Annotated in this window: 4 protein-coding genes; all 4 read right to left on the bottom strand. The window is 62.2% G+C overall.

The genetic code is table 11. The features are described from left to right. Positions 1 to 83: 83 nt before the first annotated feature. Positions 84 to 512, bottom strand: a complete 429-nt coding sequence (locus LDO26_RS01220; protein WP_232129248.1) for a hypothetical protein — start codon at positions 510 to 512, stop codon at positions 84 to 86. Between the two features lie 110 nt (positions 513 to 622). Further along, positions 623 to 1,174, bottom strand: coding sequence for a hypothetical protein (locus LDO26_RS01215; protein ID WP_232129247.1), 552 nt, complete (start codon positions 1,172 to 1,174; stop codon positions 623 to 625). A 19-nt stretch (positions 1,175 to 1,193) separates the two neighbouring features. After that, positions 1,194 to 5,705 carry an RHS repeat-associated core domain-containing protein gene (locus tag LDO26_RS01210; protein ID WP_232129246.1) on the bottom strand — a complete coding sequence of 1,504 codons (4,512 nt, stop codon included), beginning with the start codon at positions 5,703 to 5,705 and terminating at the stop codon, positions 1,194 to 1,196. 110 nt (positions 5,706 to 5,815) lie between these two features. Continuing rightward, entirely contained in the window at positions 5,816 to 12,340 is a 6,525-nt protein-coding gene (locus LDO26_RS01205; RefSeq protein WP_232129245.1) for an Ig-like domain-containing protein, read from the bottom strand. Position 12,341: the final 1 nt, after the last annotated feature.

Below are 12,341 nucleotides of genomic sequence, written 5' to 3'. Positions count from 1 at the left end.
CATTACTACTGCATCACGACAATCATCTTGCCAACTGCATTCACGCCCTAACCCGCTGATCAGGTGGTGCTGAAGCTCGACATCTACTGCGCTTCTCGTGTCCGCCGATACTCTGCAAGCGTTTGATGCAAAGTCGGATTCGACATCGCCATCCCATTCACAAAGACGGCCGGCGCCCCACGCTTGAACACCTCAACAGCGCGATCGATACCTGCCTTCTGCTCCGATGTCGGGTTCGTCACCTCGAATGAGAACGAACTACCCCTCACCACTGGAACGCCCTCCCGCGACAACCCATGAACCAGTGCCTCCGTGCGCTGCGCCTGATCGGAAGGACAGTTTGGAGGCGCGAGCACCAAGACTACGTTGCGCGCGACACTGCCCGGAATTTCGACCGGGACGAAGCCGTTCGCACTCGCGACGGCGGCCACACCAGTTTCGCTTTTATCGGCCCACCACTTGTACGCTCCGAAGAGAGTGCAGGCCAACATTAGCAATACAAGAACCCGCATACGTATCTCCTTCTTCGCGGCCCAACACCCACCCCATCGTCCACTCGGCTCCCAACCTACCCGCACCAGCAATACTTCTTCATCCTTGACGTTCTACTGCCCACCTGAGTTTAGGTAAGGCTAAGGTCATACACTTCCGGGGACCTCGCATTTGCGGTCAAGCGCCACCCCTCTAGAAGAAGTTTCATCGCGCCTTTTCCGACGTAATAAGACTTTGCTCTCTCAAAGCGCTTACGCACTTCTTTCTGAAATACTGAAAAAGCTCGAAACGACCACTCCGACCCAGAGACTGTTCCAATCTGACCCGAAATAAGGATGTTGCCTTCAAACTGACCGCCAATCCTTATAGCAACAGAGTCAACATTCATTATCTGATCGACGAAACAAAGCGTTCCGCCGCTTCGTTGCTCGACGCATCTAATCTCCACATCAACACCACGACGAACACAAAGATAAGCTGGATCTCTGCTGGAGGTTCCTGAACGAGATATCCCTAGATTCTCCAATCCAAGATAACTATCTATTCGATTAACCGTTTCATCTTCATCCAGCGCCCCCGTTCGTACGTAATAAAACTCTATTTGCGCTTCAACACTACTTAACAAATCCTGCCAATCGTTTCTCGTCGCAAACAAATTAATAGATTTTGATCTACTGCTCATATTACGGTTCCATATATAATCAAGGGTTTTTAGGCTTTGGTATCAAGACAAGGTGATCCCCCGGGGTTTGTGACCGAATACGAGCAGCATTTCGCGTTTCTCTAGTTGTCGGTGTAACGCCATCCGCTCGGGTGTCCACCGTATTCACTCGTAGAGTTCTGTCGCCCCTGGTCGCAGTTATATCTGGGTAAGAAGAACCTGTCCGTCCGCCCCCTGCACCCGGCAAGTACTCCTCCGGAAGACGACGTCCGTCCGGTCCATGGCGACCGCCGCCGTGAGTGATAGTCCAGCCTCGCCTCTCCAGCTCAGTAGCGACTTGATCAACGTGATCTCGCGTAGCTTGATTGCCAAGTCGCCCTCTTGCGGCATTCCCAGCCGCGCCATAGCCTCCTCCCGGGAGGAGAATACCCGCCGCCACAGCGCCGACTGCGAATGTGCGATCCCACCCCGTAGCACATGGGTCATTAAAGGTATGGTGAAGGTGATACAGATCATATAGAAAGGATCCCAGCTCAATCGCGCCATAAATGATAGGGACCACGAGCAGCCAAGGAAACTCACCAGTTGGATCGATGTACCTCGTTGGACTGGCGTTTGCATAGAGGTAGAAGTTCAAGCCGCCCACGAATCCGATCGGATCCTCGGTAATGTACCTGCCAGTCGCTGGATCATAGTAGCGGTGCAGGTTGTAATGCAGCCCGGTTTCACCATCGAGATACTGTCCGGGAAGCCGCCACGGCTGCTCTACCTGCGCCCCTGGTGCCGAAAACACCGTTCCGAACGGCTGTGTGCGGCTTGCTTGCCACACCACTGCGCCAGCCTTGTTCGTTAGCAGCCACGGCTGACCCAACGGGTCATTGTGATAGTAGTAATAGTGGCCATCCACGGTACGCATGAACAGAGGAGCCGTACCGTATATACCCTCGGGCTGCCAACCGTAGCTCGTCAGCACGTTCCCCGTGGCGTCTGTCTCCGCCAGGACACCAGAATTTGCATGCAGGAACAGTCTCTTGCCTAGAGTGCCTCCGTTGGCGGCACCGATCGCAGTAACTTCCTTGCTGATCCTGTGCCCGAATGGGTCGTATGCGTAACGCGCAACTAATTCACCTTCGGCATCGCGAACTTCGGTCACTCGGTTGTAGCCGTCGTACGCGAAAGTTGTCATTCGCGACGCATCTGACCTGCTGGTGTCAGTCTTTCGGATCAGATTTCCAGCTGCATCATACTGATAGTTGAATGTGCCTCGCAGCAATAGCCGATTGGAATCATCGTACTGCCACGCCTGAGCTACGACGTTGTCTGCCAGCCGGTTGCCCGCAGCGTCAAGTTCAAACGTTTCGGTGTTGCCGCTTGAGGGCCGCGCCCGCGTCAACTGCAGCGCGTCGTCGTACGTATAGTCCACGGCCAAACCTTGGGTGGTTCGGCGAAGCTCCTCGTGCAGAGCACCGTACTCACTCTGCTGCTCGAACAGGGTTGTTTGATTCGGACTGCGGACTCGCAGACGTGTCGGATTGAGTAGTCCGTCTCGCTCGATCTCCTGCACCGTTCCACCAGGCAGAACGATTCGCGTAGCGGCAGTCCAGCTGCGATCTGTCACGCTAATCGCTCCTTCACCGGGGATCTCTACGCGAGAAAGCGCTCCATTGCTGTCATAGAAATAGCTTAAGGTGACACCATTAGGACCAGTTAAAGTTCGTACTTGGCCATTGGCGTAGTATGTGTACTGCCGTGCCAGTGTGACTCCATCTATAGTGACAGATTCGCTCAGGAGTCGATCTGCATTGTCGTAAGTGCGCACGCCACTGGCACCTTGACTCCCCCAGTGAGACAGGCGATTACCGTCGTCCCAATTGAAAGTATCGGTCAGTTCAAGTGAACCGTCGGCGGTATACGAGCGGCGCGCAACGAGGCGGTTGCCCGGGTCATAGTCGAATTCCAACCTGACGCCATTAGCCCGCTGCAACCCTTGAAGGCGGCCTGCATCGTCGTAGCTGTACTGTGTAGCTTGGCCAAGCGGGTTGGTTTCCCGAACAAGCAGATCCCGACGGTCATACTCCAGCCTTGTAACCTTGCCCCGCCGGTCTGTCAGTCGAACGACGTTTCCCCGATTATCGTAGGTGAACGTAACCGTATTTCCCAAGGCGTCAGTACCTTTAGTCGGTCGACCCAAGGCATCGTATTCGCCGCTCTGAGTTACGTCATATGCATCAACGAATGACGTCAGGAATCCGCGCGCGTCGTAACCTAGCTGTGTGCTGCGAGTAGTGCCATCCACCAACTCGTCGATTCTGCTCATGCCAAGTCGGCTGTTATAGCGCAGCGACTGCTGAAATGTCGGGTACCGCACGCTGGATGCTAAAGCGCCACCACGGTCAAGACCATCGACATCTGCATACCGCAATGAAGTGACGTTGCCTTCACCATCTGCGAGCGCTGTCAGACGACCTTGAGCGTCGTACTCCACGCTCAGACGCTGATCCACTTCATCCATAACGCCTACGATTCTGCCAACGGCGTCATATGCTCTACGTCGGCTAGCACCCAACGGGTTCGTCAGTGTCTCTAGGCGTCCAGCGGGGTCGTATGAGACCTGCGTGGTTTGTCCTCGCGCATCTGTGACACTCAGGACACGCCCTGTGCCGTCGTGGACAAACTGCCATATCAGCCCGTTCGGGTCAGTGACGGAATTTCTGCTGCCATGGGCGTCATATCCGTAGGCCCATACATATCCCAACGGATCAGTCGCCTCCAGCAGATTGCCCCGCTCATCGTAGACATAGTTCCACGTATGCCCCTCTCCGTCAGTGAGCGAAGTAACATTCCCGTTGCCATCATAAGCAAGCTGCAGCTCTACATCAGGGTCGATGTCGCCTGCCACATTGAGCCCACCCTCACGGACGATTTTTGTGGTTTCGCCGCGTGTGTTCACTTCAAAACTTAGCGTCTGCTGCTCCGCCTTGCCGACTGCAGTTTCAATTCGGAGGGGATTGCCACGGGCGTCATAGCTAGCCCGTGTAATGGTTCCCGCTTCATCGACAAACTGCCGAACATCCAGTGAGCCCGCCTCATAGGTCACCGTGGCCCTTGTCCCATCCGGGAACGTCTTGCCGGTCACCTCGCCGAACGCATCCCGCGTGATGCTCGTCTGATTGCCGCGCTCGTCTGTGTATGTGGCATTCTTGTAACTGCCGGTGCTGCTGAGCAGCACGTTGCCGTTAACCTCGTAACTCACAAGTCGACCGTCGATATCTACCTTCAAGTGCTCTAGCCGGCGTCCCGAGGGCGTCTCGGGATGGCGCACAGTCATCGAGAACTCTTTCTTCAGACGATCGTAGTCGTACTGGATTTCCGTCTCACCACCATCTGACGCCACGATCTTGGTCAGCCGGCGCTGCTGTTCGCCGCGAAGCCCATCGCCTGAGACAGCCACGCGGCTCCCGCCACCTCCGCTACCGCCTCCGGTTCCTACCCGGTATCCACTACGAGGGATTGGCGGCGCGTTGTAATGCACTACCGTCGTGCGCCCTGCAGCATCGACCACCTTTGAGAGCTTCGCCCCACTGTATTCGAGGTGCGTGGTGTTCCCCCGGGCATCGATTACCCGCACCAACTGGTCGTCGTCGTACTCGTAGCGCACGCGGCGCACGCTGCCATCCAGTGGAGTGTGGTCGCGTACCTCCGAGACAAACTCCGCGCCCGCGTCTGAGTACAGCAGCGTGAAAACTGTCCTCCCGTTGTCGTCCAGCACGCGTTCGAGCTGGCCATGGCTACCGTACTGGAACCACACCCGTACGTCATTTCGGTCGCCGTAGCTGGCGATCCGTCCCTGGTTGTCATACTCGATCCATTGCCCGCTGCGATCATTCCAGCGGAATCCACGCACGGTGTCGGCCGTCAGGCGCGGATTGGCCTGAACGGGATGGGCGTCCGGACCAGTACTGTCGGGAAGCTTGAGCACCGATTGGGGTCGCACGATGAAACGCGGGTGGTCGTTGCTGGAGTAGCTGGTCTTGTCCGTACTGAGCGTGAACCCCACGCCCTTGCGCGTCACGAAGTGGGGTAGCTCTTCCGACCCCTGTCCGCCGTTGAAGTCCTCGTCATTCAGGACCCGCATTGAACCGCGGTTCTTGAGCAGGTTGGCCAGGCCCGGGACGGAGTACATGGCGCCCGACCCGGTGTCGCAACTGTTGATGCCGTTATAGATGGTGCAGGTCATGTAGGTGCCGACCGAGGCATAGAACGCCCGCGCCGCCCCCGGCGTATGCAGTCCGGACCACTGTCGGTTCAGCGTCCACTGCACTCCGTCGAAATCCCGGTTGATCCGCACGTAGCCGCCCGGCACCTTCACGCTCAGGTCGTCTTCGGCCACCACGAACTCGCCGTTCAAGGTGACTGCCATCACGCCGTTGGCGTTGAGCGGATACTCCACTTGGGCATGAGACGGCAGCGCGCACAGCAGCAACAGCGCGATGAGCGGCCAACGCATCCACCGCCCGGCCTTCGCTTCGCCACACCCATTGCACATCGCCATCAACACTCTCCCCGTCCATGTGATCGCGGACTGCCGCCCGCCAAGGCAGCACCGGTGGCGCTGCCATGCACTCGTGTCGCCGCTTGGCCGACGCTGGTCAACAAGCTCCATCACTGTCCCCCTTCCTTGCCACCGCCGGACTGGCCGCTGGGCGATTCGAAGCAGTCGCCGGCGCCGCGCACGCACGGCGGCAGTCCGGGCAGGCTGCCCCAATTACCGCCACCGGAACCGCCCCAACCACCGCCACCGATCCCGCCGGCCCCGCCGCCGGGGCGCCAGCTACTGGGACAACTGCGGCTCACAACATGCACCCATGTCGAGGCGGAGCCGCAATTGGTGCTCTCTTCACCATTGGCGCAGACGTACAGGCAACCGATGCGATAGGTCGCGGTATACGTGAAGCAGCCGCCCGTTCCTCCCGTCGAGGAAGCCGTGCCTACACCTCCGCCGCCGGACATGAGACCGGCACCGAAGTCCGCTCCGGCGAACTCCTGCCCGGAACCCTCGCCACCTGACAGTCCGGGCTCATCGCCGCCGGCTTCCATGTTCGCCACCTCCGGCGGATCGTCTTCACCGCTGTCGAGCGCACGCAAGGCGATGATGCGATACGGCAGCCGCACACGCTGCTTGGCCTCCAGACTGGTCGGCGGCTGCGCGAGGAACTCGAACTTGAAGTACTCGTCGTCACTCGGCAGCTGCGGCACCACGGCGTCCGCCCGGATCAGGCCGTAGTTGGTCAGGATCAGTTCGCCTTGGAACACCTCACCGGCCGCCATGCTCGGCAGGGTGATACTGGTGGGCTGCAGCACGACCACCGCCGCCGGCACATCGGTTTCGAAGATCGCATGCAGGGTGATTTCGTAACGGTCCTCGATGCTGATCTCGCGCACCGACCATTCCACCTGGATCAGGGTGTAGTCGAGGAACACGGACTGGTTGACGGTGATGCCGGGACGGATGACCACACGGCCGCCCGCGTCGTTGTGGTTGGGCCCACTGGCACGGTACCGGTAGCTGCCCGCGGGCAGATCCTGAAAGAACGCCTCGCCGTAGACGTCGGTGGTCGCGTCATAGCTCTGGCTGGCGACCAGCTCGTTCTGCAACGTGATGCGCGCACCGGCAAGTCCTGGAATCAGGTTGCCGTCGGAATCGCGGGTGGCGGTGTAGATGTCGGCGGCCTTGAACAGGACGCTGCCCTGTCCGGACTGTGTGACCGAGACGAACACGTTGACGTCGGCAGTGGGCATGTTGCTGCCGGCCAGTCGCAGCCTGAACTCATGGATGCCCTCGCCGACCAGTTCCGTCGGCGCAATGCTGATGTCCAGGCTACGCTTCTCGCCGATGGCGATGCTGCCCAGCGCCGGAGGGGACGCCAGCGCGACCCACTGTGGCGCCGGATTGCCGGAGGTGTCGAGCAGGGCCGCCGTGACGTCCTCCATCGCGACGAAACCCCGGTTCTCGATCTGCACCGATTCGACCAGGCTTTGCCCCCTCGATAGCCCGGTCTCGATGTAGTTCGGGCTGGCGTGAAGCACCGGCGTGGCGTCGGTCAGGGTGTAGTCGACCGGCACGATCGCCAGCGGCTCCGTGGCGCCGTCCGCGAAGGCGGCGAGGAAGATCCGCCCCGACGGGGCCGCGCTGTTGTCGCCGGAGAACGACACCGGCAGGGCGAGGTTCTGCCGCGGCCCGATGTTCAGCGGTGTGCCGGACTCCACCCGGATCCCAGGCATCAGCGTTCCGCTGGACTGGTACTCGGCCAGATAGGCCATGTGCACATTGGTGGCCTGGGCGCCGGCGCCGGTGGAGGCGCGGAAATCGATTCTGTAGGCGTAGTTCCTCGGCACGGTGACCCGGAACGAGCCCGGCGAGACCGACACGCGGTTGATGGTGAACTGGCCCTGCTGCGGGCGGTCGGTCATGTCGGGATGGATGGCGCCAACGTGGTACAGGCCCGAGTCGGTCACCGTAGGCGTGTACACGTAACGGAATCCCCCCGTCTCGTCCGTGGTGACGTTGGCCATCCGCTCGAAGCCTTCCTGGTTGACCGCGATGCGCAGCGGCACGTTCCTCACCGAATCGCCGGTCGCGCGGTCCACCGACCTGCCGAGGATGGTGATTTCCTGGCCGCCGAAGGAGATCACCGGGCTGACGCTGGCGATCTCGCCGTAGTACGGCGTGTTGGACAGCGCGACGTTGCGTTCGCTGCCCATGCCCGGGATGGCGACGTGGTCCGTCTGGCCGGTGTTGTACCGCAGGGCATCGACTTCGAGGCGCAGCTTCACCTGGTCCGGACTGCTGCCCGGAATCGGTATCAGGAAGGTATCAGACACGTAGCGCTGCCCCGGTGCGATGCGGGCGACGGTCTCTCCCGTCGGCACCGTGATGACGCCCGCCCCCATGGCCTGCAGATACGGCGTGCTGCTGAGCAGGTTGCCGTCCATATCGAGCAGCTTGAACCGCAGCTCGTGGGACGCTGCGGAACCGAAGTTGCGGGCGGTCAACAGCTCGACTTCGACTTCCGACGTGTTCTCGACCACCAGCCGCACGCTGCCGGTCGCGCCGCGGACGAAGTTGTCCGTCTCCATCCCGACGACAAGCGCACTGTCGGTCGCGGTGACGTTGTTGACGGTACCCACGGTGGCCTGCTCGCCTTCGTGCGGCTCGTTGCGCACCGCAACCGTCATCGGCGCCGAAGCCGGCAGGTCCGCATAGCCGCCGACGATCACCGGCACCAGGCGCGTGGCGTTGCCGGCCAGCACGAACTCCTCGGACAGGAAGTTGCGGGCGCCGACCGTGAGGACGACCCTGGCCGAATCCAGGCTGCTGGCGGACAGATTGGACACCTGCACGTTGACGCGGTTCATGACGTTGCGCTTGAGCGGCAGGCCGGACACCACCTGGGTGGAGATGTTGGGCAACAGCAGGCTTCGCGCCTGGCGCTCCCCGTTCTCGTCCACCGCTTCCACGGTGTACAGGCGCTGCCCCGACGTGAATCCGGTGTCGGTCAACTCCGTCGCCGTGGTCGGCGCCGGCGTGAGCTTGACGCGATCGTCTCCTTCGCCGACGTAGACGTCGAACCCGATCGCGCCGGTTCCGTTCGGCGTCCAGCGCACCACCGGCAACGTCGCCCCGATCTGCTCGGCGAGCAGGCTGCGCACCGGCAACAGGCTGAAGTTCAGGTAGGCCGAGTTGGAGATCGCCGATTCGTTGCCCGCAGCATCGATGGCTGTGACGACGTACGCGTGCTCGGATTGCGACGGGACCGGGTCCACGGCCTGGGTTGTCCGGATGTTGTCGCGGATGGGGGTGAGCCCTTCCACGCTGGTGATCGGCGAGTTTGCCGAGCGATACAAGCGGTAGCCCGTTGGCGCCGGACCCACCGGCGGCTGCCAGGTGGCACCGATACCCTGGCTGGTCAGCACCAGTTGCAGGTTCTGCGGCGCGCCCGGCGCCGTCCGGCTGCTGGTGACCTCGACGGGCAACGATTCGCCACTCAGCGACTCCTGCCCGTTCGCACTGCGCACCGACGCGACGGTGTAGCGATAGCCCCCGTCGACCGGGGTACTGTCGACGTACTCCGCCTCGGCGCTGCGGGCGAGCGGCGTGCGCTCGCTCTCACCGGGTGCCTGCCGGTAGAGCTGATAGCTGGTGGCGCCAGCGACGGCCAGCCACTCCAATCCGACTCGCCCGCCCGGGAGGGCGCGAGCGCTCAGGCTCAACGGAACGTTCAATGCGGGCAGCTCGCCCTGGTACACCTGGAACAGGTTGGAGGTATTGACCGCGGAGGACGCATTGCCGAGAGCATCGGTCGCGACGAAGTCGAAGCTGAGGTCCTCGACGCCATCGGCTCCGGCGTCGGCCGGCAGTTCGAAGGTCACCCGCCAGCGGTCGCCCACCAATCGCTGCACGCCCTCGAGCGGCACCGGCACGCGACCCACTCCGGAGAGGCGGTACTGCACCGACGGCGGCGTGCCGGTAGGAATCTGCTCGTTGAACTGCAAGGTGGCCTGCACGTTGCGGGAGTTCTCGACATTGATCGGCGCGTTCGGCGCCAGTTCGATGCCGGTCAGTGCCGGACCGATCGTGTCGATCTGGACGGTGGCACCCTGGAGCACCTGGTCGCCCCGGTTGCCGGCCACGTCGCGTGCGGAGAAGAGGATGTTGGCCTCACCCGAACCTGCGCCCGGGCCGAGGACCAGCGAGCCGCTGTAGCGGGTCTCGGTCTGCCGGACCAGATCGACCGGGATCGGCAATCCGCCGGTGGGGACCAGGCTCAGATACGGCGTGCCCTGCAACGGCTCGCTGACGTCGACGACCAGGCTGAGCGTGCCCTGCCCGTACACTCCGCGCCCAGCATCGTGCGCGCCATCAGTGGCGTACTGGATCGACACGACATGCGGCGGGGTTCGGTCGATGGTCGCACTGACGAGGCTGGTCGGCAGACTCGGCGTGCCCGCCGCATTGATGGAGACGACACGGTAGTAGTACGTGCCGTCCACTTCCGGCATTTCTTCGTGGCTCGATGCGTTCTGACCCAAACTGGCAACGCGCTGCGCCTCGCCGGTCGCCTCGAACACAGAGGTCGAGCGATAGACCTCATACCCGACCGCATTCGGATCGCTGGACACCGTCCACAACAGACGGATCCTGCCGTTGAACAGCGACGCGCTCAGGGTCGTGGGCGCGGTCGGTACGCTGACATCGAGCGTGACCACCACTTCAGCCGAAGGCGCACTCGTGCCGTTCTGGTTCAGGGCAACGGCTTGCAAGGTATTGACACCGGCTACGAGCTGGACCGGCGCGGAGAACGCCCCGCCGCTGCCAGCGGTCGTCTCGACTGCCAAGTCGCCGTTTCGCAGGATCCGGATGGCGCTACCAGCCACGGAAGTGCCGGCGACCGTGATTCCGGCGCTACGGGTGTTCAGCCCGTTCGCCGGCTGAGTGATGACCGGAGCCGCTGGGCCCGCATGTGCCACCTCGATGGCGTACTGCACTGTGGAGACGTTGTCGAGCGAGTCGAACCCACGCAGTGCCACCTGATGGGGACCGTTGGCGATCCCCTGGATCGACAGCGGCACCGAGTATGTACCCGTCCCGGTCTGCGTGGCGACCGCCCGGACCTGCCCGTCTAACAGCAGTTCGATCCGCGATATAGCGCTGCGGTCGCTCGCTGAGAAGGTCAGCAGAGCGTCGCTCGAGAACGTGGCGCCATTCGCGAGGGGCACGCCGTTGGCGGCGATATTGCTCAGGACCGGGCCTTCGGTGTCCGGAACCGGAACGCCGCGCGACACGGTGACGACGAGAATGCTCTCGCCGGTGCGACCGGCGCCGTCCATCGCCACCGCGCGCAGGGTGTAATCGCCGTCGTCAAGCGAGTCGACGTTCCAGTCATGCCTGTACGGCGCAGCAGTTGCGGTGTGCAGCAAAGTATCTGCCTGATAGAGCCGTACCTCGCGAATCCCGGAGAGATCGTTGGCATTGACCTCGATGCGGATGTTCTCGCTGATGAAGCTGCCGGGCGCAGGAGTAGCGAACGCAACCGCCGGAGGCTGCGTATCGATCATCACTCCAGAAGGCAAGGTGGCCGTAACCATCTGCCCGGCGGCATTTCGAAACTGAGCGGTGACCACCTTCAGGCCATCGCCGTCGCTAAACTGCAACTGCGCGATCGCCCGACCCGCCTGCAATGTCTGGAAGGGAATGCCGGCAAACTGCCCGTTCTCGGCGATGCGGTAATCCACCGCGTTGACGGCGGAAAGTTCGAACGAGACGAGCCGCGAGTCGTAGTACTGCGCCGGAGCAGTCGGACGAACCGTCGGATTGAGTATGGGGGCGACGGGCAGGAAGTTGGCGTAGACCACACCCGGCGTCACGCTGCCGCCCTGGCCGCCCGCGTTACCTGCAGGATCCAGCGGACCCGTCGCGTGTCCCCACCAGTTGCCGGTGGCCTGCACCGGGGTCTCCGGCGTTCGGTTGCGCACCGCGAACGCTGCACTCTCGACAATCTGCGAGCCGGTCACGGTGGCACCGCTGTTGCCGCTAGCTTCGATACCCACAGCGTTGCCGCGAAAGCTGCTGCCGGTGATAGCCGGCGCCGCACCGTGCTGCAGCGACAAGCCGGTATGACTATGCTCCACCTGCAATGCGTCGATCTGCGGGCTGACGCCCCGCAGCGTGATGCCCGCAGCGTCGGCATCGCTGCCGCCTGCGTAACGGATCACCACGCCCGAAAGGGAGGCGATCCCGAACGACTGGGCGGTTTTCTCGATGCGAAGGCCCGACCAGTCACCCGCAGCCGGCATGCCTGGCTCAGGGTTGGTCTGTCCGCCAGCGGCATCGTCCAGTTGACTGGTCAGCAAAACGCCGTTTCCGACTACCAGGCGGTCGCGCACCACGATCTGCGCCTCGTCGCCAAGCTTGACGACGACACCCTCTGCGATCCTCAGATCCGCAGCCAATGACTTGCCGCCGGGGAGGATGGCGGCGGCCACCATCAGCGCCGCGATTGCGACTACTGCTCCGATCCGCCTATAGACCGCAGAGACAGCAGATGCGCCAGCGTTCCGCGCGCCTGTCCGCACCGTCGAGTGGCTGGCCATATGGTTCCTTCCCCTGGAATGATTGCGCTTCGCCATC

Source organism: Proluteimonas luteida, assembly GCF_021191695.1.
Classification (GTDB): Bacteria; Pseudomonadota; Gammaproteobacteria; order Xanthomonadales; family Xanthomonadaceae; genus Luteimonas; species Luteimonas luteida.
Note: the sequence above shows the minus strand (reverse complement) of the source record. Positions and strands in the feature narration are given on the sequence as shown.